Origin of the sequence: Pseudomonas sp. EA_5y_Pfl2_R50, assembly GCF_963970475.1 — a bacterium.
Taxonomy (GTDB): domain Bacteria; phylum Pseudomonadota; class Gammaproteobacteria; order Pseudomonadales; family Pseudomonadaceae; genus Aquipseudomonas.
Map to the genome: position 1 here is coordinate 327,614 of NZ_CAXAPT010000005.1, position 23,502 is coordinate 351,115.

At 61.3% G+C, this 23,502-nt stretch carries 26 protein-coding genes; 10 read left to right on the top strand and 16 right to left on the bottom strand.

What is annotated here, in order from left to right:
- Window positions 1–36: 36 nt before the first annotated feature.
- The 5 genes from phnE to AACY19_RS11335 form a co-directional block, all read right to left on the bottom strand.
- Window positions 37–804, bottom strand: coding sequence for a phosphonate ABC transporter, permease protein PhnE (gene phnE / locus AACY19_RS11315; protein ID WP_339450314.1), 768 nt, complete (start codon window positions 802–804; stop codon window positions 37–39).
- The gene (locus tag AACY19_RS11320; RefSeq protein WP_339450315.1) at window positions 801–1,628 is read right to left on the bottom strand and encodes a PhnE/PtxC family ABC transporter permease; all 828 of its coding nucleotides are present in this window, start codon (window positions 1,626–1,628) and stop codon (window positions 801–803) included. Before AACY19_RS11320 ends, phnE begins: the two co-directional genes overlap by 4 nt.
- Window positions 1,622–2,419 carry a phosphonate ABC transporter ATP-binding protein gene (locus AACY19_RS11325; protein WP_339450316.1) on the bottom strand — a complete coding sequence of 266 codons (798 nt, stop codon included), beginning with the start codon at window positions 2,417–2,419 and terminating at the stop codon, window positions 1,622–1,624. The genes AACY19_RS11320 and AACY19_RS11325 overlap by 7 nt, the downstream gene beginning before the upstream one ends.
- Window positions 2,416–3,279 (bottom strand): putative selenate ABC transporter substrate-binding protein, encoded by an 864-nt coding sequence (locus tag AACY19_RS11330; protein ID WP_339450317.1) that lies wholly within the window; start codon window positions 3,277–3,279, stop codon window positions 2,416–2,418. Before AACY19_RS11330 ends, AACY19_RS11325 begins: the two co-directional genes overlap by 4 nt.
- A gap of 184 nt (window positions 3,280–3,463) precedes the next feature.
- Window positions 3,464–3,865, bottom strand: a complete 402-nt coding sequence (locus tag AACY19_RS11335; protein ID WP_339450318.1) for a RidA family protein — start codon at window positions 3,863–3,865, stop codon at window positions 3,464–3,466.
- Between the two features lie 114 nt (window positions 3,866–3,979).
- Between AACY19_RS11335 and AACY19_RS11340 the strand changes: the two genes are divergently transcribed.
- A complete protein-coding gene (locus AACY19_RS11340) occupies window positions 3,980–4,897 on the top strand; it encodes a LysR family transcriptional regulator (protein ID WP_339450319.1) in 918 nt (305 codons plus the stop codon).
- On the opposite strand, the gene AACY19_RS11345 is transcribed toward AACY19_RS11340, so the two are convergent.
- Complete coding sequence (locus AACY19_RS11345) at window positions 4,887–5,744, bottom strand: LysR substrate-binding domain-containing protein (protein ID WP_339450320.1); 858 nt, start codon at window positions 5,742–5,744, stop codon at window positions 4,887–4,889. The genes AACY19_RS11340 and AACY19_RS11345 overlap by 11 nt on opposite strands.
- A gap of 111 nt (window positions 5,745–5,855) precedes the next feature.
- On the opposite strand from AACY19_RS11345, the gene AACY19_RS11350 reads away from it, so the two are divergent.
- From AACY19_RS11350 to AACY19_RS11370, 5 genes are read left to right on the top strand one after another with little or no spacing between them, the layout of a single operon-like run.
- A complete protein-coding gene (locus tag AACY19_RS11350) occupies window positions 5,856–6,908 on the top strand; it encodes an agmatine deiminase family protein (protein WP_339450321.1) in 1,053 nt (350 codons plus the stop codon).
- A gap of 4 nt (window positions 6,909–6,912) precedes the next feature.
- The gene (aguB, locus tag AACY19_RS11355) at window positions 6,913–7,821 is read left to right on the top strand and encodes an N-carbamoylputrescine amidase (protein WP_339450322.1); all 909 of its coding nucleotides are present in this window, start codon (window positions 6,913–6,915) and stop codon (window positions 7,819–7,821) included.
- Between the two features lies 1 nt (window position 7,822).
- Window positions 7,823–8,926: an extracellular solute-binding protein gene (locus AACY19_RS11360; protein WP_339450323.1), complete on the top strand. Its 1,104-nt coding sequence runs from the start codon at window positions 7,823–7,825 to the stop codon at window positions 8,924–8,926.
- A 51-nt stretch (window positions 8,927–8,977) separates the two neighbouring features.
- Window positions 8,978–10,099 carry an agmatine deiminase family protein gene (locus AACY19_RS11365; protein ID WP_339450324.1) on the top strand — a complete coding sequence of 374 codons (1,122 nt, stop codon included), beginning with the start codon at window positions 8,978–8,980 and terminating at the stop codon, window positions 10,097–10,099.
- Window positions 10,100–10,149: 50 nt separating this feature from the next.
- Window positions 10,150–11,175, top strand: a complete 1,026-nt coding sequence (locus tag AACY19_RS11370; protein WP_339450325.1) for a GlxA family transcriptional regulator — start codon at window positions 10,150–10,152, stop codon at window positions 11,173–11,175.
- A gap of 24 nt (window positions 11,176–11,199) precedes the next feature.
- Here AACY19_RS11370 and AACY19_RS11375 read toward each other — a convergent pair whose 3' ends face one another.
- On the bottom strand, window positions 11,200–12,240 hold the full coding sequence (locus tag AACY19_RS11375; RefSeq protein ID WP_339450326.1) for an alpha/beta fold hydrolase: 1,041 nt from the start codon (window positions 12,238–12,240) through the stop codon (window positions 11,200–11,202).
- 222 nt (window positions 12,241–12,462) lie between these two features.
- Window positions 12,463–12,843, bottom strand: coding sequence for a RidA family protein (locus AACY19_RS11380; protein ID WP_339450327.1), 381 nt, complete (start codon window positions 12,841–12,843; stop codon window positions 12,463–12,465).
- A 254-nt stretch (window positions 12,844–13,097) separates the two neighbouring features.
- Between AACY19_RS11380 and AACY19_RS11385 the strand changes: the two genes are divergently transcribed.
- Entirely contained in the window at window positions 13,098–13,505 is a 408-nt protein-coding gene (locus AACY19_RS11385) for a cupin domain-containing protein (RefSeq protein WP_445262299.1), read from the top strand.
- A 9-nt stretch (window positions 13,506–13,514) separates the two neighbouring features.
- Here the strand turns inward: AACY19_RS11385 and AACY19_RS11390 are convergent, their stop codons facing one another.
- On the bottom strand, window positions 13,515–13,724 hold the full coding sequence (locus tag AACY19_RS11390) for a hypothetical protein (protein ID WP_339450328.1): 210 nt from the start codon (window positions 13,722–13,724) through the stop codon (window positions 13,515–13,517).
- Between the two features lie 317 nt (window positions 13,725–14,041).
- On the opposite strand from AACY19_RS11390, the gene AACY19_RS11395 reads away from it, so the two are divergent.
- Together AACY19_RS11395 and chrA are read left to right on the top strand one after the other, a co-directional pair.
- On the top strand, window positions 14,042–14,725 hold the full coding sequence (locus AACY19_RS11395) for a lipopolysaccharide kinase InaA family protein (RefSeq protein ID WP_339450329.1): 684 nt from the start codon (window positions 14,042–14,044) through the stop codon (window positions 14,723–14,725).
- Window positions 14,726–14,811: 86 nt separating this feature from the next.
- The gene (gene chrA / locus AACY19_RS11400) at window positions 14,812–16,017 is read left to right on the top strand and encodes a chromate efflux transporter (protein WP_339450330.1); all 1,206 of its coding nucleotides are present in this window, start codon (window positions 14,812–14,814) and stop codon (window positions 16,015–16,017) included.
- Window positions 16,018–16,053: 36 nt separating this feature from the next.
- Here the strand turns inward: chrA and AACY19_RS11405 are convergent, their stop codons facing one another.
- Genes AACY19_RS11405 through AACY19_RS11435 form a run of 7 tightly spaced genes read right to left on the bottom strand, consistent with a single transcriptional unit; the run spans window position 16,054 to window position 22,351 of the window.
- Window positions 16,054–17,424 (bottom strand): sensor histidine kinase, encoded by a 1,371-nt coding sequence (locus tag AACY19_RS11405; protein ID WP_339450331.1) that lies wholly within the window; start codon window positions 17,422–17,424, stop codon window positions 16,054–16,056.
- Complete coding sequence (locus AACY19_RS11410) at window positions 17,421–18,083, bottom strand: response regulator (RefSeq protein ID WP_339450332.1); 663 nt, start codon at window positions 18,081–18,083, stop codon at window positions 17,421–17,423. The genes AACY19_RS11405 and AACY19_RS11410 overlap by 4 nt, the downstream gene beginning before the upstream one ends.
- Before the next feature lie 11 nt (window positions 18,084–18,094).
- A complete protein-coding gene (locus AACY19_RS11415; RefSeq protein ID WP_339450333.1) occupies window positions 18,095–18,739 on the bottom strand; it encodes a tetratricopeptide repeat protein in 645 nt (214 codons plus the stop codon).
- Window positions 18,736–19,545 (bottom strand): SDR family oxidoreductase, encoded by an 810-nt coding sequence (locus AACY19_RS11420; RefSeq protein ID WP_339450334.1) that lies wholly within the window; start codon window positions 19,543–19,545, stop codon window positions 18,736–18,738. The genes AACY19_RS11415 and AACY19_RS11420 overlap by 4 nt, the downstream gene beginning before the upstream one ends.
- On the bottom strand, window positions 19,532–20,206 hold the full coding sequence (locus AACY19_RS11425) for a TenA family transcriptional regulator (RefSeq protein WP_339450335.1): 675 nt from the start codon (window positions 20,204–20,206) through the stop codon (window positions 19,532–19,534). Before AACY19_RS11425 ends, AACY19_RS11420 begins: the two co-directional genes overlap by 14 nt.
- The gene (locus AACY19_RS11430) at window positions 20,203–21,684 is read right to left on the bottom strand and encodes an AMP-binding protein (protein ID WP_339450336.1); all 1,482 of its coding nucleotides are present in this window, start codon (window positions 21,682–21,684) and stop codon (window positions 20,203–20,205) included. Before AACY19_RS11430 ends, AACY19_RS11425 begins: the two co-directional genes overlap by 4 nt.
- Window positions 21,674–22,351 (bottom strand): thermostable hemolysin, encoded by a 678-nt coding sequence (locus AACY19_RS11435; RefSeq protein ID WP_339450337.1) that lies wholly within the window; start codon window positions 22,349–22,351, stop codon window positions 21,674–21,676. Before AACY19_RS11435 ends, AACY19_RS11430 begins: the two co-directional genes overlap by 11 nt.
- 187 nt (window positions 22,352–22,538) lie before the next feature.
- On the opposite strand from AACY19_RS11435, the gene AACY19_RS11440 reads away from it, so the two are divergent.
- Window positions 22,539–23,087, top strand: a complete 549-nt coding sequence (locus AACY19_RS11440) for a cytochrome b (protein ID WP_339450338.1) — start codon at window positions 22,539–22,541, stop codon at window positions 23,085–23,087.
- Window positions 23,088–23,502 lie beyond the last annotated feature (415 nt).

Here is a 23,502-nt window from a genome sequence, read left to right on the forward strand (position 1 = left end):
AATTGCCGGGCGGCACTGACCCGTCCTGAGCCGGCGTCAGGCCTTGACCCAGCGTTGCCGGCTCCAGGCGCTCAGCGAATCAACCCCCAGCACCAGCACCAGCATCGCCAGGATCACCGTGCTGGCCTGCGCCTCCTGAAACAGGCTGAGGCTCACATAGAGCATCTGCCCCAGGCCGCCCGCGCCGACAAAGCCGAGGACGCTGGCCATGCGGATGTTGTTTTCCCAGCGATAAAGGCAATAGGCGAGCAGTTGCGGCGCAAGGTTCGGCAGCGTGCCGTAGCAGAAAGCGATGAGCGGATTGCCGCCCTGCAAGCGGATCGCTTCGGCGGGTTGCGGCGGGGTGTTTTCCAGGGCCTCGGCGAACAGTCGGCCCAATACACCGGTGGTGTGCAGGGCGAGGGCGAGGGTGCCGGCGTTCGGCCCGAGGCCGGCGGCGAGCACCATCAGCGCCGCCCAGACCAGTTCGGGAATCGCGCGCAAGCCATTGAGCAACAGCCGCGCAGCGCTTTGCAGCGGCCAGCCGAAACGGCCGGCGGCGGGCAGGGCGAGGAGGATGCCGAACACCGCCGCGAGCAAGGTGCCAAGCGCCGACATCGCGAGAGTTTCCAGCGCACCGTGGAGGATGGCAGTGAGGTAGCCAGCGCTCAAGTCCGGGCTGAGGAAGCGCTGCACGTAAGCGCCCATCTGTTTCAGGCTGTTGGCGCTGCTCAGCTCGCCGAGGTCCAGGTCCAGGTACGCGAACGAGGCAATCACCGCCGCACCGATACCGGCAATCAGCAGCAGATTGATCAGGCGATTCATGCCAGCCTCCAGCGCAACAGGCGGCTGAGCTGATCGGCGGCCAGCACCAGCAGGAGAAAGGTGAGCAACATGCTCGCCACTTCACCGCCGGCGAACATGCGGATCGACAGGTCGATCTGTTGACCCAGGCCGCCTGCACCGACAAACCCCATCACCACCGAAGCGCGGATCGCGCACTCCCAGCGATAGACCGTGTACGACAACAGTTCCGCCGAGACATTGGGCAGAATGCCGTAGGCAAAACTCGCCAGCCGACCGCTGCCCGATTGCAGCAGCGCGTGGGCCGGGCGCTGGTCGGTGGATTCGAAAATCTCTGCGTAGACCTTGCCGAGCATGCCGCTGTAGGTAATGGCGATGGCGAGCACGCCGGCCGCCGGGCCCAGACCGACCGCGCGCACGAACAGCAAGGCCCAGACGATTTCCGGCACGCTGCGCAGGAAGATCAGCAAACCGCGAATCGGCCAGCGCAGCAGGCGCCCGAACACGCTGGGAACGCCACAGCGCGACGCTGCGGAAAGCGACAACGCACGACTGGCGAGCAGCCCGGCGGGTACCGCCAGCAACAGCGCCAGCGCCATGCCGGCGGTGGCGATGGCCAGGGTTTGCAGGGTGGCCTTGAGCAACAGCTGCAGGAACGCTTCATCATGCGCGGGTGGCCAGAACCCCGAGACAAAACGGCCCATTTCGCTACGACTGTCGGCATTGAACAGCACGCCAAGGTCAAGCTCACTGAGCTGAATTCCCGGCCACAGCAGGGCAATCGCCAGCACGGTCAGCAGCAGTCGTGGCCAAGCGGCGGGGTCCCGGGCATCAGCGCTCAGCATCGCGGGATCTGCACGATCAAAGGCGTCGCCGCAGCGGTCGGCGATTGCAGTTTTTCGTTGGCATACAGGGCATCGAGCATCGGCGGGCTGACCTGGTCGGATGGGCAGTCGAACAGTATCTGCCCGTCACGCAAACCGATGATCCGCGGGAAGTGCGACAGCGCCAGATCCACCGCGTGCAGGCTCGCTACCAGCGTGACGTCATGTTCACGGGCATGGCGCGACAGGATCGACAGGGTGTGGCCGGCCATCACCGGGTCCATCGCCGACACCGGCTCGTCGGCCAGCAGAATGTCCGGTGCCTGATACAGCACGCGGGCGATGCCGACACGTTGCAATTGGCCGCCGGAGAGTTGCTGGCAATGGGCGAACAGTTTGTCGCCCAGATCCAGCCGCGCCAATGCTGCCCGTGCACCGGCGACGTCCAGCGGATGCAGCAGGTTCAACAGGCTTTTGCCCAGACTCCATTGCCCGAGCTTGCCGGCCAGCACTGCCGTGACCACTCGCTGGCGGGGCGGCAGCGGCGGCGCCTGATGCACCAGACCGATCCGCGCCCGCAGGCGCTGGCGTTGCCGCGCCGACAAGTGCCAGGCGCGTTCGCCGAGCACTTCGATGTCGCCGCTGCTGGGCCGCAGCGCCGTCGCCAGCAGGTTGAGCAAACTCGATTTACCGGCGCCGGACGGGCCGATGATGGCGACCTGTTCGCCAGCGCCGATGTGCAGGTCGACACCCCGCAAGGCATCGACTCCATTGGCGTGGCGCAGGCTGCCCTGGTTGAGGCGTAGGGTCATTTCAGCAGTTCGGCGGCGCGGGCGGCTTCCTCGATGCCCTTGTAGTTCTCAGGCTTGGTATCGATGAAACGGCTGGCGGCCTGCAGATCGAGAATCTTCTTCTGCTCCGGGTTGGCCGGGTCGAGGTCGAGGAAGGCTTTCTTGATTTTCGCCGCCAGGGCCGGATCAAGGGTGCCGCGCACGGTCCAGTTGTAATCGAAGTAGGTCGGGGTGGTGGCGAAGACTTTCACCTTGCTGGTGTCGACCTTGCCGGCATCCACCAGTTTCTGCCAGACGCTGGCGTTCAGCACCCCGGCATCGACCTTGCCGGCCTGTACCCAGGCAACAGTGGCGTCATGGGCGCCGGAATAGGCGACTCGGCTGAAATACCCCTCAGGCTTGATGTTGTCGTTTTTCAGCATGAAATAACGCGGCATCAGGCTGCCGGAGGTCGACGACACCGAACCGAAGGCGAAGGTCTTGCCCTTGAGGTCGGCGAGGCTGTGGACATTCGGGTCGGCAGTGATGAATTTGCTGGTGAACTGCGCATCCTGTTCGCGCTGCACCAGCGGGATCACGGGCGTGGTGGCGTCGGTCTTCAGGCGCGCCTGAACGAAGGTAAAGCCGCCCAGCCAGGCCATGTCGAGACGGTCGGTGGCCAGCGCTTCAACCACCGCCGGATAATCGGCCACCGGAACAAACTGCACCTTCATGCCCAGTTGCTGTTCCAGATAGGCGCCCAGCGGCTCGAACTTGCGCAGCAACTCGGTCGGGGCTTCATCGGGAATGGCGCTGACTTTCAATACATCGGCAGCGTGGCTAACCAGCGCAGAAAAGGACAGGGCCAGGCCGGCCGTCAGTGCCAGGGTTCGCTTGAGCATGGAATTCTCCGTTTCGTGAGCGTCAAAGTCGATGCGTCACCGCTGCACAAAGCCATCGGCGCGCTTCGTCAGGGTAGACGAAACGGCGAGGTTATACGCACTCGATGGGGCAATGACCAGCGTCAACCGATATCGATTTGTAAGCAGACCGGGCCTGGCAGGCAAAACAGCAGGGTTCTCGGGATCAAGCGCCTTCTGGCGTTCTGGCGATCACCTTGATCTCGAAATCAAAACCATACAGCCACGTCACACCGACGGCGGTCACGGTCGGATGCGGCGCGTCGCCCCAGAACTCCGCGAGGGCAATGTTCCAGATGGTGTCGAATTTCGACGCCGGGTCGACGATGAACAGGGTCACATCGACCACGTCGTCAAAGCTGCCACCGGCCTCTTGCAGAATCGCATTGAGATTGTGGAATGCCTGGCGCACCTGGTTTTCCAGCAGCGGTTCCGGCGAGCCATCCTCGGTGGTGCCGACCTGTCCGGAAATAAACAGAAAACCATTGGAACGCACCGCTGGCGAATAACGATTGCGCTCGTAAAGTGCACGGCGTGTAGGTGGGAAAACGACATCGCGCTGGGTCATGGGGCCTCTCCATCAGTGAGTTGATGCAGGCACTTTAGGTGTTTGCAGGTGGGCGATAAACGCGCAAGCTTGGCGTTCACTGTTTGTAAATTCCAAACAATCGAGGGGCGCACTTTGGACCGTTTTGATGCGATGCAGGCGTTTGCCCGGGTGGTTGAGGCGGGCAGCTTCACCAAGGCCGCCGAAACCCTGCACATGAGCAAGACCACGGTGACGCAACTGGTTCAACAACTGGAGGCGCGGCTGCGGGTCAAGTTGCTCAACCGCACCACACGCAAGGTCAACGTCACTGCCGATGGTGCGGTGTTCTACGAACGGGTGATCAAGCTGCTGGCGGATATGGACGACGCCGAAACCAGCCTGCCCGGCGCGTCAGCCTTGCCCAAGGGACGCTTGCGCGTCGACGTGCCAAGCCCCTTTGCGCGGTTGATCCTGATGCCGGCGCTGCCGGCGTTTCATCAGCGCTATCCGGACATTCAGATTGACATGGGCGTCAGCGACCGGATCGTCGATATCATCGATGAGAACGTCGATTGCGTCGTGCGCGGCGGCGAGTTGCTCGATCAGTCGCTGATGGCGCGCAAGGTTGCCGATCTGGCTCTGGGCGTGTTCGCCGCGCCTGCCTATCTGGCCCGCGAGGGCACGCCACAACACCCGCGTGACCTGGAAGATTCCCACCACCGCGTGGTCGGGTTTCTGTGGGCGCGTACCGGCAAACCCGTGCCGTATGCCTTGCACAACGCCCGCGAGACGCTGCAGATCAAGGGGCGCCATGTGCTCGCGGTCGACGATGGCAATGCTTATCTTGCCGCCGGACTGGCCGGCATGGGCGTGTTGTGGCTGCCGCGATACATGTCCGATCCCCATGTTGCCCACGGCGAGTTGGTGCCACTGTTCACGGATTGGCAGTTGGAGGCGATGCCGCTCTACATCGCGTATCCGCCGAATCGGCATGTCAGCCTGAAGTTGCGCGTGTTTATCGACTGGATCGTCGGGTTGATGGCGCAACCTGCGCCGCCCATCAATCGTTGAGCTGACTGATCAGCCATTCGCTGAAGCGGCGCGCCATCGGATCGTGTTCACTGTCGCGATGGGTCAGCAGCGCCCAGTTCGGTCCGCGAATGGTGTCTTCGACCAGCGGCAGCAACAAACCGTCAGCCCGCGCCTGACGGCTGAGCAAGCGGCTCACCAGGGCGATGCCGAGCCCCCCGCAGGCGGCGTCGAGCAGCAAGCCCGGATCGGAAAAATTCAGTCCCTGATCCTGCTGGCCAACATCGATCCCGGCCTCGACCGCCCAGTGGCTCCAGTCCATTTCCCGCTCGCCATGCAATGTGGTGCGTTGCGCAGCCGGCAATGCCAGAACATCGGGATGACAGGCCGGATAGAGGCGATCGGCGTGCAGCACTTTGAAGCTGCATTCGGCTTGCGAACTGATGTCGTCGCGCACCGCGAGGTCGATGGTTTGCGTCGCCATGTCCGGCACCTCGTCGGTGCTGTAGATCCATAGATCGACCTGCGGATGCTGTGCGCGGAAATCCCCCAGACGCGGCAACAACCAATGCCGGGCGAACGCTGGCGTGGTGTTGAGCACCAGTTGATTGGGCTTCTGGTATTGCCCGAGACGCCGGATGCCCACCGCCAGTTGCTGCAGCATCGCTTGCGTGGTGCTGAGCAGATCGTGTCCGGCATCAGTCAGCGCCACACTGCGCCCGCTACGGAAAAACAGTGGCTGCTCAAGGTACGCCTCAAGGCTGCGAATCTGCTGGCTGATCGCCGATTGCGTCAGGCTCAGCTCTTCGGCGGCCTTGTGAAAACTGCCCAGCCGGGCAGCCGCTTCAAAGCCGCGCAGAGAGCTGAGCGGCGGCCAGTGTTTAAGCATATCGATAAGCCCTTCTAATCAGTTATCCACTAAATCCATCGTTTGTTTGCCTGTTTTCGTGTCCGTAGCATGGTCGGTGTGAACACATTGGCTTAACTAACGAGGCTTATCATGCAGCACAACGACAATAAAAACAGCGCCTGGATGATGCCGGCAGAGTGGGGCACCCATGCCGCGACATGGATGGTCTGGCCGCACAACACCGCGTTGTGGGAATCGGGTTGGGGTGTGACGCTGGCGCAGGTGCAGGAAGATTTCGCCCGCGTCGCCAATGCCATCGCCCGCTTCGAACCGGTGAAACTGGTGGTCGATCCCTCGGCGATTGCCAGCGCCAAGGCGTTGTGCGGCGCGAACATCGAGTTGATCCCGTTGGCGGTCAATGACAGCTGGTGCCGCGATTCTGGCCCCAGTTTCGTTTGTCATCCGCAGCAGGGCCTCGCCGGCGTGAGCTGGCGCTTCAACGCCTGGGGCGGCAAATCGGCCCACGATCTGGACGAAAGCCTGGCGCGGCGGGCACTCAATCATCTCGGCCTGGAGTGCTTCGGGACACCGCTGAGCAACGAGGGCGGTGCGATCCATGTCGACGGCGAAGGCACCCTGATCACCACCGAATCGGTGCTGCTCAATCCCAACCGCAATCCAGGCATGAGCAAGGTCGAGATGGAAGCAGTCTTCGCCCGTTTGCTGGGTGTGAAGAAAACCATCTGGCTGCCGGGCGACCCGGATTACGTCACCGGTGACATGACTGACGGCCACGTCGATGGTGTCTGCGCGTTTGCCCGTCCGGGTGTTCTGCTGCTGGACGCGACCCGCGATCAATCGTCGGTGTACGCCGAAGTGGTACGGGAAAACCGTCGTGCACTGGAGCTTGCCACCGATGCCCAGGGACGCAGGTTCGAGTTGATCGAACTGTTCGAAGCCACTGACGCCGTGGACACCGAAGCCGACGTGTTCTGCGCCTCGTACACCAATTTCTACATCGCCAACGGCGCGATCATCATGCCGGCCTACGGCATCGAAGCGGACAACGCCGCCGCCCGCGTGCTGGAATACGCTTTCCCCGGTCGCGAAGTGGTGCCGGTGCGGATCAATCATCTGGCCCATGGCGGCGGCGGTGTGCACTGCATCACCCAACAGCAGCCCGCCTGGCCGCTGCGGGGTTAAGACCATGACGACGCTGACCCTCGCCACCACCCAGATGCCGTGCACCTGGGATCTCCCCGCCAACCTTGATCGCGCCGAACAACTGGTGCGCGATGCGGCGCAGCAGGGCGCGCAAGTGATCCTGTTGCAGGAACTGTTCGCCACGCCGTACTTCTGCATCGAACAAAGCCATCAGCACATGGCCCTGGCCGAGGAATATCGCGACAGCCGCGTGCTCGCGCGCTTCGCCGCACTGGCCCGCGAGCTGGGCGTGGTGCTGCCGCTGAGCTGGTTCGAGAAGGCCGGCAACGCCTGCTTCAACTCGCTGAGCGTGGCCGATGCCGACGGGCGTCTGCTGGGTGTGTATCGCAAAACGCACATTCCCAATGCCATCGGCTATCAGGAGAAGGAATATTTCAGCCCCGGCGACACCGGTTTCAAAGTCTGGGATACCGCGTTTGGCCGTCTCGGCGTGGGTATCTGCTGGGATCAGTGGTTCCCGGAAACCGCGCGCTGCCTGGCGTTGATGGGCGCGCAGGTGCTGTTGTTTCCCACCGCCATCGGCTCCGAACCGGGTTGCGCGGCGCTCGACTCCCGCGATCACTGGCAGATGACCATGCGCGGCCACGCGGCAGCGAATCTGCTGCCAGTGGTCGCGGCCAATCGTGTCGGGCGGGAAACGGCGACCACCGACCCAAGCCTGCAGATGAATTTCTACGGCTCGTCGTTCATCAGCGATCACAAGGGCCAGTTGCTCGCCGAAGCCGACCGTGACACGGCCGGCGTGCTGATGCACAGCATTGATCTGGCGGCCATGCGCGAAGAACGTCTGAGCTGGGGCATCTACCGTGACCGGCGCCCGGAGATGTACGGCGCACTGCTCAGCCAGGACGGTCGCCACCTTCACGCACGCTGGAACACTCAAGGGGTTTGACATGACGACCAGACACACGCGTTTGCTCGGCGTTTTCGGCCTGGCGTTGACCTGCGTTATCCCGACGCTGCACGCCGAAGACAAAACCCTGCGGCTGTACAACTGGGCCGACTATTTTGCCGAAGACACCCTGAGCCGTTTCACCGGCGAAACCGGAATCAAGGTGATCTACGACGTCATGGATGGCAGCGAAACCCTTGAGGCGAAGATGCTCTCCGGCGGCAGCGGTTACGATCTGATCTTCCCCGGCGACACCGTCGCCGAGCGGCTGATGCGCGCCGGCAGCCTGATGCCGCTGGATCAGTCGAAGCTGACCGAACTGGCCGACATCGAACCCGGTTTGCAGAAACTGCGCAGCCATTACGCACACTCCAGCACGGCCACAGTGCCTTACACCTGGGGCACTATCGGCCTGACCTACAATGAAGAGCAGATCAAAAAGCGCATGGCCGATGCGCCGGTCAACAGCCTCGATATGCTGTTCAAACCAGAGTTGGCGGCGAAGTTTGCCGGTTGCGGGATTTCGCTGATCGACTCGCCGGATGAGGCGTTGGCGGTAGTGCTCAATTATCTCGGTCGCGATCCGCGCAGTGGTAAAGCCGAGGATCTGGCGGCGGCGAGTGAACTGCTGATGAAGCTGCGCCCGTACATCCGCAAGTTCCAGTCGCAACCGGTGACCGATCTGGTCAACGGCAACCTGTGCCTGTCCCTTGGCTACAGCGGCGACATTACCCCGGCCCAGCGCACTTCGGACAGCGCCGGCAAGCACACGAAGTTTCAGTACCGCGTCCCTCGCGAAGGCACCACGGTGTGGATGGACACCATGGCGATACCCGTCGATGCCAGACACCCGGAATACGCCTACGCGTTCATCAACTACGTCATGCGCCCGGAGAACATGGCGGCGATCAGCAATTTCACCGGTTACCCGACCTCCAACGCCAAGGCGCGGGCTGACGTCGATGCAAGCATGCGCGACAACCCGGACATCTACCTCGACGAAGCGACTTATGCTCGTTTGATTCCGGGCAAGGATATCTCCCAGGCAGACATGCGAGCGCGCATGCGCACCTGGACAAAATTCAAGACCGCCACTGGCCAATGATCAACGGCCGGCGTTCGCGCCGGTTCTTTACGGAAAAGACAGGAAACCCCCATGACAACTCGTCGCGACTTCATCAAGCAGGCCTCGGTGGTCGCCGCCGTCAGCGCCACGATTACAGGCCTGGGCCTGTCACCGACCAAGGTTCTTGCCGCCGCACAAGGACGCTGGTTCATGCCTGACGAGGGTGACAGGCATGAGCGCGCCTTCATCGCTTTCGGCGCGCAAGACGCGATCTGGGAAGACTTCACCGAGGACGTTCAGGAAGCCCTCGGCCGCATCGCCCGGGCCATCGCTCGTTACGAGCCGGTCACCGTGTTTTGCCGCAAGAACGAACGCAGTATTGCCGAAGAGTTCTGCGGCACGAGCAACATCACCTACGTCACTGCCGGGCTCGATGACATCTGGATGCGCGACATCGGCGCCAACTTCGTCATCGACGATAAGGGCGGACTCGGCGCGGTGGATTTCAACTTCAACGGGTGGGGCAACAAACAGCGGCACAGCAAGGACGCGCAAATTGCCGCGCGGGTCGCCGACGACGCACAGGCCACCTACATTCGCACTGAACTGGTGGGCGAGGGCGGCGGCATCGAAGTCGACGGTCACGGCACCGGGATCATGACCGAAAGCAGTTGGATCAATTCAAACCGCAACCCCGACTGGAGCAAGGCTGACGTCGAAGCGGAACTGAAAGAACGCCTCGGCCTGCGCAAAATCATTTGGCTGCCGGGTATCAAGAACAAGGACATTACCGACGCTCATGTCGATTTCTATGCACGCTTTATCAAACCCGGCGTGGTGATTGCCAACCTCGACACCGACCCTGAATCCTATGATCGCAAAGTCACTTTGGCGCACCTCGAAATCCTCAGGAACGCCACCGATGCCGACGGTCGCAAGTTGCAGATCCACACGATTTCGCCGCCACTCAAGCCGCGCAAGAGCAAGTTCAATCAGAACAACCCGGATTTCGCTGCCGGTTACATCAATTATTTCGTGATCAACGGCGCGGTCATTGCCCCCGAATTCAGCGACAAAGCGGCAGACAAAAAAGCCTTCGACCTGCTGTCCGGGCTGTATCCGGATCGCGAAATCGTCCAGCTCGACATCGATGCAATCGCTGCCGGTGGGGGCGGGATTCACTGCGTCACCAGCCATCAACCGCAGGCGTGATTGACTCTGGCGCGGATCAAGCCAACTATCGGTGCATAACAACATGACCGATGGACCACAACTTGATCGAACGACGCCAATTCAGCGGAGGCATGAAGGGGAAAAACCTCCGCTATCTGAATGAACAAAGCGCGGCTGACCCGCGCACGACCCGCACCGGTTTTGTGCTCCTGGAACACTTTTCACTGCCGGCCTTTACCCAGGCGCTGGACACGGTGGTCACCAGCAATCTGTTGCGTCCGGGGTTGTTTTCTTCGCGCACGTTCGGGCTGGGCGAGGGTGAGGTGATCAGTGATCTTGGCCTGGTCATCCGCCCTGATGCACGTCTGGTTTTGTCAGCACTGGATGAGTTGGACCTGTTGGTCGTGTGCGGCGGGTATCGCACTGAGTTGCGCGCCAGTGACGAGTTCATCCATTTGCTCAAAGCGGCGGCGGAGCGCGGCATCAGCCTCGCCGGATTGTGGAACGGTGCGTGGTTTCTCGGGCGGGCCGGATTGCTCGATGGCTATCGTTGCGCCGTTCACCCGGAACATCGCCCGGCGCTGACCGAAATCGCCAAGACCACCCATGTCAGCAGCGAGCCCTACGTGATTGATCGCGACCGCCTCACGGCGTCGAGCCCGTCCGGGGCTTTCCACATGGCACTGGACTGGATCAAGGGCCTGCACGGCAAGGCACTGGTCGAAGGCGTCGAGGATATCCTGGCGTTCGAAGAGTCGCGCTACCGGCGGATCAAACCGGATGAAAACATCTGCGTCAGCGCGCCGTTGCGCGAGGTGGTGAAACTGATGGATGCCAACCTCGAAGAACCGCTGGAACTGGAACAACTGGCCGTCTACGCGGGACGATCCCGGCGCCAGCTGGAGCGCTTGTTCAAGGAACAACTGGGCACCACCCCGCAGCGTTATTACCTGGAGTTACGCATCACCGAAGCGCGGCGCCTGCTGCAACACACCGAACTGTCGCAGGTGGAGGTGCTGGTGGCGTGCGGGTTCGTTTCGCCGAGCCATTTCAGTAAATGCTACAGCGCCTACTTTGGTTATCGACCGTCGAAAGAAAAACGGCTGGTCAAATAGTCCCCGCCGTTTCCTGAGGTTCGATCAGAGGTGGTCGGCGTCGATCACCGCTTTGGCGAATGCCTGCGGGTCTTCCTGCGGCAGATTGTGGCCGATGCCGCCGTTGATCAAGCGGAACTGATATTTGCCGGTAAAGCGTTTGGCGTAGTCTTCCGGCGCCGGGTGCGGAGCGCCATTGGCGTCGCCTTCGAGGGTGATGGTCGGCACGCTGATGGACGGTGCGCTGGCGAGTTTCTGCTCCAGCGCGGCGTACTTTGCCTCGCCCTGCACCAGTCCCAGACGCCAGCGGTAGTTGAACACGGTGATGTCGACGTGATCCGGGTTCTGCAGGGCCTTGGCGCTGCGGTCGAACGTGGCATCATCGAACGCCCATTTCGGCGAAGCGGTTTGCCAGATCAGCTTGGCAAAATCGTGGGTGTTTTTCTCGTAGCCGGCGCGGCCACGGTCGGTCGCAAAGTAGAACTGATACCACCACTGCAATTCAGCCTTGGGCGGCAGCGGGTTCTGCCCGGCAGCCTGGTTGCCGATCAGATACCCACTGACCGAGACCAGCGCTTTCACCCGTTCCGGCCATAGCGCCGAAACGATGTCAGCCGAACGCGCGCCCCAGTCGTAGCCGCCGAGCACCGCTTGCCTGATCTTCAGCGCGTCCATGAAGTCGATGACGTCACTGGCCAGCGCCGCCGGCTGGCCGTTGCGCAGGGTGTCTTTGGAAAGGAAGCGGGTGTCGCCATAACCGCGCGCATAGGGCATCAACACCCGATAACCCTTGGCCGCGAGCAATGGCGCGACTTCGTCGTAGCTGTGAATGTCGTAAGGCCAGCCGTGCAGCAGAATGACCACCGGGCCATCTGCCGGGCCGGTTTCGGCGTAGGCGACGTCGAGCAGGCCGGCCTTGATGTGCTTCAGCGGGCCGAACGGCGAGGGCGTGGAATAGCTGGCAGTGGCGGTTTCTGTGGTGGGCGGGGTTTGCGCTTGAGCGCTTGCCATGGCCCCGGACAGCGAGAGCGCCAAAAGCGAAAAACCCAATGCGGTGCCGGTTTTGCGGATGTGCAGTGCCTTCATGATGACGTCTCCTGTGCGAGCCTGTGGTGAAGGGTTCTGAATGAATCCCTCAAACCGTGGGTGCATTTGAGCGTTGAGACGTATCCGGACTGTGTCGAAGAGAGGCGAAGTTGAAAGTCGCTGTATCCAGTGGAGGTGTGTACACACTGTGATACATGGCGCCCTGGCGCCACACACCTGCTCGCGAAGGCATCGGCTGATGCACTCGCGAGCAGCGGGCAATCAGGCCTTGGCAGCCATCGCGGTGACTTCCACGCGCATGCCTTCAACCGCCAGCGAGGCAACACCCACCGCCGCGCGAACCGGCCACGGCTTGGCGAAGAAGCGCTTGTAGACTTCGTTGAATGCTGCGCGATCAGCCATGTCGGTGAGGTAGATGGTCAGGTGCATGACCCGATCCATCGAACTGCCGGCACGCTCCAGGGCAACTTTCAGGGCTTGCAGCGTGCATTCGCTTTGCGCGGTGATGTCGCCCAGTTCCAGGCTGCCATCGGCACGGGTCGGGATCTGGGTGGAAACCATGATCCCGCCAAACGTGGCGACATCCGAGGAAATCGAGTCGGCGTCCGGGTCGGGAGTGAAGATGATGTCTTGGTTGGCCATGAAAGTCTTTTGTCCGAGCGAGTGAAGGTCGCGGCAGTTTACAGAATCGCAGTCCATCTGGCCCGCTTGCGGCGTCGTTCTGCGTCGATGCCGCGATGGAGATGCAGCATGACGACGATGCCTTTGTATAAGCGTGTAGCTATCCCGCTCCGGTACACACGCCGATAACAAACGCCCGGTTTGCGACACATTTGCCCTACATGCCGAGCTCACAGTAGCGGTCACTCCACCACTACGTTTGAGAGGGCAACACCATGCGACTGTTTATGGCTTCTGCGGCGCTACTCGTTTCGATGATCGGCATCGCCCACGCGGCGGACACCCAGCCCAGGCACTGGCAACAAGGTTTGAGCCGTATCGATCTGGTTCACCAGGATCTCGGCGCGGCGGATCGCGAGGTGATCCAGGCTCGGGTCGATTTTGAGCCGGGCGTGACCTCGCCCAGACATGCCCACCCGGGCGTGGAGGTGGCCTATGTGATCAGCGGCACGTTTGAATACCAGCTGGAGGGCAGGGCACCGGTGACGCTGAAGGCCGGGGACTCGCTGTTCATCCCCGAAGGCGTAGCGCATGTCGCGAAGAACGTCGGCCAGGACAAGGGCTCGGAGTTGGCGACATACATCGTCAAGAAGGGTGAGCCGGTGCTGATTCTCAAGCCATAAGCGCAAGACTTAATGCAGCGTGACGACCCTGCGGCTCTCGCCGATCCTGATCCGGTCGAGGGCCCGGTTCAGTGCGTCGAGCGCGTCGAGCAGGGCCTTGGCTTCGGCCTCGCGGCCATCGCCCCAGAGGCGCTCGGCCATTATGTTCAAGGCCTGGATCGAGCGTTCGATGTCGGCGGCGGTGGCGGGTTTTTCAGTGACGGGTTGTTTCTTTGGCATGCGGTGACGATCCTGCGAGGCGTTGCACAGAGGTGCAGTTTTAGCATGAATGGGTTGGCCCAAGCCGCAGAAACGACAAAGCCCGGACTGATCCGGGCTTCGTCGTTATTGAATCAAGGACAGACTCGACACGGCGACCAGTTCCTCTACGATGCAGAACCCGCGGTGATTGTGCCAGCAAGGCGGGTCATTGCGGTAAAAGTGCCAAACGGGCACCAACATCCTCGATTGAGAGGGAACTATTATCCCTCGCCAATAGACTGAGCTGCTATTGCGACCTTAATACAACGTCGCAGGCTAAAAGATTTCTACAATAAATGGAGCAGACGATGGGCCGCGCATGCGATGAGTTTGAATTTTGGTGGGGTACGTCCGGTCCGTGGGTTGAACCGCCGAATGTGCGCCGAAGCGGCACCAGCGGTGTCCAGCTGGTTGTTCAAGACAACCGGACGTTCTTCGTCAAGCGGCAAACCGGCCATCTGTTTCGCAGCCTGCGTTACCCCACTGGCAGACCCACCGCTCTGCGTGAGGGTATCGCGCTTTCCCGTCTCGAGGAACTGGGCGTGAATGCGCCAAGACCGGTGTTTTATGGCGCGAGAAAAGTCAAAGGTACATGGGAAGGTGTTTTGGTCACCGAAGACCTGGGCGGCTTTATTGATCTGGATACCTGGTACAGCCAGGGCGCTGCCAGCATGTTGACCACCGAGCAGCATCAGCAGCTTTTTGAGCGTTTGGCGCAAATGCTGGCGCGGATGCACTCGGGCAAATGGCAGCACGGTTGCATGCGCTCCAAACACATCTTCATCAAGGCTTCGATTACTGAGACGGACTTCGATTTCGAGCTGGCGTTGCTTGATCTCGAGAAGTCGCGCGGTCGTACTACGGCGATGGGCGCGGCGCGTCACGACATTCCTCAACTCAGACGGCATTCGTTTTGGGATGAGTCGCAGTGGCGCCATTTCCTTTCTTGCTACGAGCAAGCAATTGGCAGAACCCTGTAAGCAAGGATGTCTTCAGCACTCAGCGTGCTGACCCGCCCGTTCATTCCGAATATCATGTAACCCCGATATTTCCAGTAGAACAGCGCATGTTCCAGGCTCACAGCGAAGATCGAAGTGCGTGGCAGGTATTTCTTGTCTTCCTGCGATTGGGCTTAACCTCGTTCGGTGGCCCCATTGCCCATTTGGGTTATTTTCGAGAGGAATTCGTTAACCGCCGGCGCTGGTTGAGTGACCGCAGCTACGCGGATCTAGTGACGCTCTGCCAGTTTTTGCCCGGACCCGCCAGCAGCCAGGTTGGCATGGCGTTGGGGCTGTCGCGTGCGGGCTACGCTGGCGCGTTGGCGGCGTGGATGGGTTTTACACTGCCTTCGGCGCTGATCCTGATCGTGTTTGCACTGGGGGCTGCAGGGTACGGCGCAGAGATAGCTCCCGGTGCCATGCACGGTTTGAAAGTGGTGGCCGTCGCGATAGTCGCCCAGGCTGTCTGGGGAATGGCGCGCAATCTGTGCCCGGATGCGCTGCGTGTCTCGATGATGGTTGTTGCAACCTGCGCGGTACTGCTGGTTCCGTCTGCCTGGACACAAATAGGCGTCATTGCCGCCGCCGGCATCGCAGGCTTGTTTCTGTTCAGGCCGGCCGAGGTGCCTGGATACGATCCGTTACCCATCACCATCAGTCGTCGAGCCGGTGCGCTGTGGCTGGCACTCTTCTTTGTTTTGCTGATTGGCCTGCCGACAGTGGCGCAATGGCTGGCCAGTCAGACGCTGGATATGCTGAATGCTTTTTACCGCACCGGCTCGCTGGTGTTCGGTGGGGGACACGTCATGTTGCCGCTGCTGCAAATTGAAGTCGTACCCAATGGCTGGGTCAGTAACGAGCTGTTTCTGGCCGGGTACGGCGCCACTCAGGCGGTGCCAGGCCCACTGTTCACGTTTGCAGCGTTCCTCGGTGCCTCGATGAACGGTCCGCAGTCGGGTTGGGTCGGTGGCCTGATTTGTCTGTTGGCAATCTTCGCACCCTCATTCCTGCTGGTATTCGGCGTACTGCCATTCTGGGAGCGACTTCGCCTCAATCGGCGCATGCAAGCTGCGATGCTCGGGATCAATTCGGCAGTGGTCGGCCTGCTGCTGGCTGCCCTTTATCAACCGGTATGGACGAGCGCCATCTATCGGCCGTCGGACTTCTGTCTAGCCCTGATCGCCTTTGTGGCGCTGATGTTCTGGAAGCTCGCGCCGTGGGTGGTTGTCCTCGCCAGCGGCATTGCTGGCTGGCTGATGAGCGTCATGCTCTAGGTGCTCGGAACGACGTAACAGCTCCATGCGGTGCGGTTATTCTGCGGCTGGAATTGATAACGTCGCCCTCAAACCACCCGCTGTGCGGTTTACCAGTTCAATGCGTCCTTTGAGCAAGGTGCTGATGGTGCTGACGATGGTTAAACCCAGACCTGCTCCCTGCGCTGTGCCACGGCTGTAGAAACGCTCAAACAATCGTTCCCGGTCTGCTTCATTTATGCCGGGCCCCAAATCTTCGACGCTCAGATGACAAAAGCCATCCGCCCGGCTAAGGCGCACCGTGATCGTCCCGTTCTTAGGGGAAACGTTCGCCGCGTTGGTGATCAGATTATTCAGGGCGATGTCGATTGACGCAGGGTCGGCGAACACGTGATAAGGCGAGTCCTCCACGTCGAAAACCAGTTCCAGGTGTCTGCTCAGCAACCATGGCGTCAGTTGCACCAGGCTATTGCGCACGGTTTCGCTCAGATCAATGCGTTGCAGTGGCGGCGGGTTGGATTTGGGCTCCAGACGCGCCATGGTCAGCAACTGGTTGACCAGTCGACTGGTGCGGTCGACGCCGGAAATCAGGAACTCCAGGGATTCGCGGCGCTCCTGCTCAGTGCCGGCTTCCAGCAGGTTCTGCGCATGCACTCGCAGCACCGCCAACGGCGTGCGCATTTCGTGCGCCGCGTCGGCTATGAAGCGGCGTTCGCGGCCAAGCACTTCCTGAATCTGCGCGAGCATACGGTTGAGGGCGGCTTGCATGGGTTCCAGCTCGCTGGGCAGCGGCGCCAGTTGCAAGGGCTCCAGTGAACCGCTGTGCCGTGCGCGCAGCGTTTCAGCCATGTTGGCCAACGGCTTGAGGCCCCAGCCGATCGCCAGCCAGATCATCGCCGCGAGCAGCAGGCTACCCACCACGTTCGGCCACAGTGTATGACGCACGATGCGGCCGACCAGATCCGCGCGTACATCATCGCGCTCACCGACCCAGATGCGCATGCCGTTCTGGGGGTCTTGGAGGAGGAACGCGCGCCAATGACGGTTGTTCAAATCCACCACATCACTGAAGCCGGGCTGAGTCGGCGCAGTGCTGAAGGAGGGTGCGCTGGCGGTATGCACCAGCACATCACCGGCAGGGTCCCAGACCTGGAAGGCAATCTTGCGTTCATAAGGATGACCCTCGCCGGGCGGCACCGCCTCGCCAAGTGCACTGTTGAACGCGCGGTACAATTCGGCGTGCTCCTTGTTCGCCAGTGGCATACGCATCACGCCCTGCAGCAGGCGCGCGTTCTGTGCCAGTTGAGCGTCGTAGACCTCGGCAATTTCATGGTTGCTGTCGTGCACGTTGAAGGTGCTCAGCACCGCGAGACCGGCCAGCAGCAGGCCGATGATCAAGGTCAGTGTGCGGCGGCGGATCGAGCTCATCCATGTTCCTCCACCAGATAACCCACACCGCGAACGGTGCGGATCAGGTCGGTAGAGAACTTCTTGCGCAGGTGATAAATGTGCACTTCGAGGGTGTTGCTTTCGGCTTCTTCGTTCCAGCCGTAGAGCAGTTGAATCAACTGGTCGCGCGTCATCACCCGACCCGGCGGGGAGAGCAGTTCATGCAGCAACTGATACTCCTTGGGCGTCAGCGCTACAGGATGACCCTGATAGCTGACTTGCTGGGTGCCGGGGTTGAGGCTGATGCCGGCGTGTTCGATCAGCGCTTGCGCGCGGCCGGCACTGCGCCGCAACAAGGCGCGCAGGCGCGCTTTGAGTTCGGCCAGGTCGAACGGTTTGATCAGGTAATCGTCGGCACCGGCATCCAGCCCCGCGATGCGATCCTCGGTCGCATCGCGGGCGGTAAGAATCAGTACCGGCAGGTTCGAGCCGCTGTCGCGCAGACGGCGCAGCACTTCGAGGCCGTCCATGCGCGGCAGACCGAGATCCAGCACGGCGACATCGAACGTTTCGCTGAGCAGGGCATGCAGCGCGCTGCTACCGTCCTTGAGCCAATCGACGGTGTAACCCTCGCGACCCAACGCCTGATGAATACCTTCACCCAGCGCCACATCATCCTCAATCAGTAATAAACGCACGCGGACTCCTGTCAGTCGAGTTGCTTGTTCACGTCCACCAGCAGGGCGGCGATCTCTTTGCGGCGACCGGCATCCGCCGTTTCGCGGCCCGGGCGCGGCGCCGCTTGCAGGGCTTTTTGCAGCGCTGCTTTTGCTTCAGCGTAGCGTTTCTGACGGTAGAGGTGATCGCCCCAGAAGTACAGGCTGTCGATACCGTCCGGGTTCAGTTGCAAAGCTTGCTGGAGCAGTTGCCCGGCCTTGTCGCTGTCGCCGAAACCGATCGGCCAGCCCGGGACGCGATCATACAACGCCGCCAGGCTGGTGTAGGCCGAACCTTGCAGGGCTTTCGGGTCGAGCGTCATGGCCTTTTCCAGATCGGCCTTGGCGTCCTTGGCTTTGCCCAGCGCGCCGAGTCCGCCTTGGGCACCGGCCCAACTGCTGGTGACGATGCCTTGCCAGATCCAGGCTTCGGCCAGCGCCGGACGCTGCGACGTGAAGGCGTGGGTTTCACTGGACAACTGTTCAAATTCGGCGGCGCGCTGTTTTTCCGCCACTTCATATTGGATGTGCGCCCAGTTGTGCTGGATGCTGCTCAGGCGCTGTTGGTCGGCGGGCTCCAGTGCCCAGATGCTTGGGCTAAGGGTGGCGATCAACAGGAAGGCGAAGGTTTTTTTCATGGCTTGAGGCTCTCGTTGTCAGGTTTTTCGCTGAGACGGCGGATCAACGGCAACTGCTTGCGCAGACCGCGGTCGACCAGATGCGGGAGAAGGTTGTTGAGCCGCACGAAGAAGCGCTCGGGCCAGCCCAGATACAAATCGCGGCGGTCGCCGGCAATCGCGTGGATGACCGCCGAGGCCACGGTTTGCGGGTCATCGACGTTGGCCTTGAGCGCATCGTTCAAGGCTTGCGCCGCCGCGCTGTTCATCGACGTGCGGGTGGCCCGGGGGGCAACGTAGAGCACGCTGACTCGGGTGTCGGCCAGCTCTCGGCGTAGCGCTTCGGAGAACCCGCGCAAGGCAAACTTGGACGCGCAGTAGCTGGCGTAACCGGCATAGCCAATCGAGCCGTAAGTCGAGCCGACGTTGACCACCATGGCGCTCTCGGCCTGCTTGAGCATTGGCAGCAATAGCCGGGTCAGGCAGATGGGAGCGCTGATGTTGACCGCGAGCATTGCGTTGATGTCGCTGTCGTCGAGCTGTTCGAGCATGGCGAAGTGATTGACCCCGGCGGCGTTGATCAGCAGATTGACGCCGCCAATCGCTTCGGCGGCCGCGAGTACTTTGCGCCGGTCGCTGAGCAGCGTCAGGTCAGCGGCGACCCAGCACAGGGCGTCCGGGTAGCGCTTGAGCAACGGGGCCAGGGCGTCCTGATGCCGCGCCACGGCCAATACTCGAGCACCGGCGGCGCACAAGGCTTCGGTAATGGCCATGCCGATACCGCCACTGGCGCCGGTCAGGACCACGCGTGCGTCATGCAGCTGCATGTTCAGTCTCCGCGTCACGCGGCAGGCCACGGAACATGTCGGTGTACAGTCGGTACACGACTTTCGAGGCATGAATCACCGCCGCCTGGTCTTCGGGATCTTCCAGTTGATTCATCAGGCGGCGATAGGTGTGCATGTGCTCGATGTCGAGCGAACCGTGTGAACTCAGATAACTGAAGGCAGTTTCCGGCAACGCCAGACGCTCGCGAATGCTCCCCGCCGCGTGCGTGGCCAGGGCGATGCTGGTGCCTTCAAGTACATTGACCATGCCGAACAGCCCCACCGGATTACCACGGGCGATCAGGTCATAAAGAAAGCTGACCATCAGCTCGATTGGCAGCGACGGCTGACCATCACGCACCGCATCGCGATCACCACCGCAGGCCGCAATGTCGTTGAGCACCCAATGCTCGTGGCCGTATTCGTCGTCGATGTACTCGCACACCGCTTTGCGCAGCCATTCCAGGCGCGTCGGCAAGCGTGCGCCGCATGCCATCATCAACGGCACAGTGTGACGCACGTGGTAGTAGGCCTGCGCGAGAAACGCCCGATAGCCTTCAAGGCTGACTTTGCCGTGCAACGCATCGACGATGATAGGCAGGTTGAACAGCTCTTTGCGTTCGTGCTGTGTGGCTTCTTGCAGGGTGTCGAAAAAAGTCATGATGCGGATTCCTCTCGGAGAACGGATTCGGTCAATTGCGCGTGGTACTGCGCGACGATGGCGTCGCGACGGGGGCGGCCATTGGCGGTGAGCAGCCCATTGGCGTGGGTGAAGGGACACGGCAGGCGCGTCCATTGATGCACTTGGGCGTAATCAGGCAAGTCGTCGTTGGCTTCGGCGACGGCAGCGGCGAGTTCGGCATCGGTGCAGTCAGGTCGATGTGGCCAGAGCAGGGCGTGGTTACGCGGCTGGGCCTCGCCGTAAACGAAGGCCTGGGCGATGTGGCGGCGTTGAGTGAGTTCCGACTCGACCCATTCCGGATTGACGTTGCGCCCATAACTGGTGATGAACTGATGCTTTTTACGGCCTTTGATATAGAGGAAACCTTCCGGGTCGAATTCGCCCAGATCGCCGCTCGGCCACCATTCTTCGCTGTGCGGCGTTTCCCCCAGATAACCCAGCAGCGACGAGCCCTTGATCAGCACTTCGCCGTCTTCGGCCAAGCGCACCTCAACGTGCGCCAAGGGCTGGCCGACGCTGCCCGGACGCCGTGCACCGGGGCGATTGAGGCAGACCACCGAGGCGCATTCGGATAGCCCGTAACCTTCGTAAACCGGCAGCCCTACGCGTTGCGCGCGTTTGAGCAGATCCTCGCTGACGCGTGCGCCTCCGACCGCGGCAAAGCGCAGGGTTTGCGGTTCGAAGGCTTTCTGTTCGGCGGCGCCGACCAGCAACAGCAGTAATTGCGGCACCAGAATCAGGCTCTGCGGCGCGCGACTGGCCAGATAACCCAGCAGGCGCTGCACGTCGACGCCACTGGCGCTTTGCATGCCGAGGGTTTTCTGGCTCGGCAGACTCAGCATCGCGCCGGCATACAGCGCGGCGTAACAGCCGAGGTTTTCCAGGAGAATCGCCAGCGGCAACAATGCCAGATGATGCTGCGGGTCGGCAGGCTCGCTCGCCTGTTGCAGCTCCCGTGCGACCCGCAACAAGCTGTCGGCACTCAGGCAAACGCCCTTCGGCGTGCCGGTGGTGCCGGAGGTGAAGGTCAGCTTGGCGGTGCCCATGGGCATGCGGCTTGGGCTGCTGAAGGCGCGGCACCAGAACTCGCCGCGTTGCTCATAACCGGCAGCGCGCAGTTCGGGGTGAAACGCCGGTTCGGCAATCACGCGCTCGGCCTGACTTTGCTCCAGACAGTGGGCACGTTGTGCCGCGCTGAAAAACGGCGGCAGCGTTACGCACGTCAACCCTTCGAACAGAACGGCCAGATCCCAAAGCATCGCGTCGACGCCGTTGTCCAGCGCTAGGGCGACGACGTGCACCTGCTCACTGCGCAGGCGCTCCTGGCGATACAACACTTCTGCATACAGGGTGGCGTAATCGAGTTTAAGCGTGTCGCCCCACAGTGCGGTCGCGTTGTCATTGCGTCTGGCGTGATCGCGCAGGGTTTCCTGAAAGCGCTGCAGTTCAAGCGACATGGCAGGCTCCTTCAATCGAGGTCGGCAGACCCAGGCGGCTGAACAGGCCGATATTGCGTAGATGGACAAAACCGGCGCGGATGTTGCCAACGTGAACCCAGGGTTTGCTTTCGTAATAACTGCCCCAGTGTTTACGCTCGTCACCCAGGCGATCCGGGTCGGCGGCGCACAAGGTCAGGGGTTTCAGGCCGAGACGATGGAAGCTGTTGACCAGCCCGACGTTGCCGGTGAAGGTCACCCATTCCAGGCCACCCATGGCCAGCAGATAGGTAATGGCGATGATGCTCAGGCGCGCGCTGCCGGTATCGCTGGCCGCCAGATTGCCGACCTCGACAATAGCGCTGCGGTCTACCGGCTGATCAGCCGCTACACTGATCAGCGGCTCGATCGGGTTATCCAGATAGCGCTCCAGAAACAGCGGCTCAAGGTGCGCGCGACGCACGCCGGCCACTGCGCACAACTGGCCTTCGCTGTTGTGCATGCCGAAGAGCTCGGGCATGAAGTGGCGGATGTCGGCACCGTGAGCCTTGCGGAAACGCTGCTGGATGAACGCTTCGAACGTCGCCCGCAACGCGTCGTCCGGCGGCGCGCCCGTCAGGGTCAGCGGTGGCGTTTCGGCTTGGCCGAAATGCAAGGGCAGGGTAATGTTCCAGTCAAAATCGGGCATGGGCCGAACGCCTCCCTCAATGGTTTGAGCGAAGTATCCAAGCCATTTCTTAACGAATTCTGAAGGTGAAAAATGGTTAACCCGAGCGCTGATCTTCAGACTCTCTTAAGGCTGGACAAGCAACGTGACGCGACCGGTTCAAGGCAATTGGATTGGCCGACGCTCAGCACAATCAGAAGGTATTTTTATGACCCACAACACCGCCGTCACCCGTTATGGAAAACTCTCAATCATCATGCACTGGCTGATGCTGGCGCTGTTCGTCGGCGTGTATGCCTGCGTGGAAATCAAGGGTTATCTGCCCAAGGGCAGCGAGGCGCGTGGCCTGTTCATGGGCTTGCATGGCCTGTTCGGCGCAAGCATCTTCGCGCTGGTTTGGCTGCGTCTGATCGGCCGCTTGAGCCCACGACCACCGATCACCCCCAAACCACCGGCCTGGCAGACTGCGGTTGCGCATCTGACGCACCTGGCGCTGTATGGGCTGATGATCGTCACGCCGATCCTCGCCTGGCTCATGCTTGCCGCCGGTGACAAACCCTTCCCGTACTTCGGTTTCCATGTGCCAGCGCCGGTGGCCATTGACCCTGACTTTGCCAAACAGCTGAAGTACTGGCATGAGCTGATCGGTACGACGGGTTATTGGCTGATTGGTCTCCATGCGGCGGCGGGGCTGTTTCATCACTATTGGATGAAGGACAACACGCTGCAAAGGATGTTGATTGAGCGAAACTCATAAACAGCAGGTGTTGCCGGAATCGGTCACTGGCGAGTGGCTGGTTTCGGCCAAAAGCGGACATCGGCAAGCGACCCCTGTCGGCCAGAAGCGGTCATTCTTGGCAGGTATTCAATCTCCACCATGGCTGCCTTCGATTAGCGATCCCAGGCACTAGCGTATCGCCTGCTAATCCAATCCGTCTTAGAAACGTAACTATCGCATTTCATGCCACAGATAATTTAGGTCCTGCTACAAATTTATAGAACAGGTCATAGCCATCAAGTCCAGCATAGGTGACGCTGTAACCTGACTAAGGAGTTAAGTGAAGATTATGCCTTGGTAATCGGCGTTTAAACTCTTGCAGCCGGTCGGCACCAGATAAGATCGGCTGCAAAAGCGGAACGTTGTAATCTTGACTTTAGCGCTGGCCGATTTC

Bases quoted from the DNA above. Each gene is read 5' to 3' on its own strand.
- AACY19_RS11390 (WP_339450328.1), bottom strand. From the start codon at position 13,724: ATGCCAAAGAAACAACCCGTCACTGAAAAACCCGCCACCGCCGCCGAC.
- AACY19_RS11370 (WP_339450325.1), top strand. From the start codon at position 10,150: ATGGACCACAACTTGATCGAACGACGCCAATTCAGCGGAGGCATGAAG.
- AACY19_RS11415 (WP_339450333.1), bottom strand. From the start codon at position 18,739: ATGAAAAAAACCTTCGCCTTCCTGTTGATCGCCACCCTTAGCCCAAGC.
- AACY19_RS11405 (WP_339450331.1), bottom strand. From the start codon at position 17,424: ATGAGCTCGATCCGCCGCCGCACACTGACCTTGATCATCGGCCTGCTG.
- AACY19_RS11420 (WP_339450334.1), bottom strand. From the start codon at position 19,545: ATGCAGCTGCATGACGCACGCGTGGTCCTGACCGGCGCCAGTGGCGGT.
- AACY19_RS11375 (WP_339450326.1), bottom strand. From the start codon at position 12,240: ATGAAGGCACTGCACATCCGCAAAACCGGCACCGCATTGGGTTTTTCG.
- AACY19_RS11320 (WP_339450315.1), bottom strand. From the start codon at position 1,628: ATGCTGAGCGCTGATGCCCGGGACCCCGCCGCTTGGCCACGACTGCTG.
- AACY19_RS11425 (WP_339450335.1), bottom strand. From the start codon at position 20,206: ATGACTTTTTTCGACACCCTGCAAGAAGCCACACAGCACGAACGCAAA.
- AACY19_RS11330 (WP_339450317.1), bottom strand. From the start codon at position 3,279: ATGCTCAAGCGAACCCTGGCACTGACGGCCGGCCTGGCCCTGTCCTTT.
- AACY19_RS11440 (WP_339450338.1), top strand. From the start codon at position 22,539: ATGACCCACAACACCGCCGTCACCCGTTATGGAAAACTCTCAATCATC.
- AACY19_RS11350 (WP_339450321.1), top strand. From the start codon at position 5,856: ATGCAGCACAACGACAATAAAAACAGCGCCTGGATGATGCCGGCAGAG.
- AACY19_RS11325 (WP_339450316.1), bottom strand. From the start codon at position 2,419: ATGACCCTACGCCTCAACCAGGGCAGCCTGCGCCACGCCAATGGAGTC.
- AACY19_RS11335 (WP_339450318.1), bottom strand. From the start codon at position 3,865: ATGACCCAGCGCGATGTCGTTTTCCCACCTACACGCCGTGCACTTTAC.
- AACY19_RS11395 (WP_339450329.1), top strand. From the start codon at position 14,042: ATGGAGCAGACGATGGGCCGCGCATGCGATGAGTTTGAATTTTGGTGG.
- AACY19_RS11435 (WP_339450337.1), bottom strand. From the start codon at position 22,351: ATGCCCGATTTTGACTGGAACATTACCCTGCCCTTGCATTTCGGCCAA.
- AACY19_RS11345 (WP_339450320.1), bottom strand. From the start codon at position 5,744: ATGCTTAAACACTGGCCGCCGCTCAGCTCTCTGCGCGGCTTTGAAGCG.
- AACY19_RS11380 (WP_339450327.1), bottom strand. From the start codon at position 12,843: ATGGCCAACCAAGACATCATCTTCACTCCCGACCCGGACGCCGACTCG.
- aguB (WP_339450322.1), top strand. From the start codon at position 6,913: ATGACGACGCTGACCCTCGCCACCACCCAGATGCCGTGCACCTGGGAT.
- AACY19_RS11365 (WP_339450324.1), top strand. From the start codon at position 8,978: ATGACAACTCGTCGCGACTTCATCAAGCAGGCCTCGGTGGTCGCCGCC.
- phnE (WP_339450314.1), bottom strand. From the start codon at position 804: ATGAATCGCCTGATCAATCTGCTGCTGATTGCCGGTATCGGTGCGGCG.
- AACY19_RS11385 (WP_445262299.1), top strand. From the start codon at position 13,098: ATGCGACTGTTTATGGCTTCTGCGGCGCTACTCGTTTCGATGATCGGC.
- chrA (WP_339450330.1), top strand. From the start codon at position 14,812: ATGTTCCAGGCTCACAGCGAAGATCGAAGTGCGTGGCAGGTATTTCTT.
- AACY19_RS11360 (WP_339450323.1), top strand. From the start codon at position 7,823: ATGACGACCAGACACACGCGTTTGCTCGGCGTTTTCGGCCTGGCGTTG.
- AACY19_RS11430 (WP_339450336.1), bottom strand. From the start codon at position 21,684: ATGTCGCTTGAACTGCAGCGCTTTCAGGAAACCCTGCGCGATCACGCC.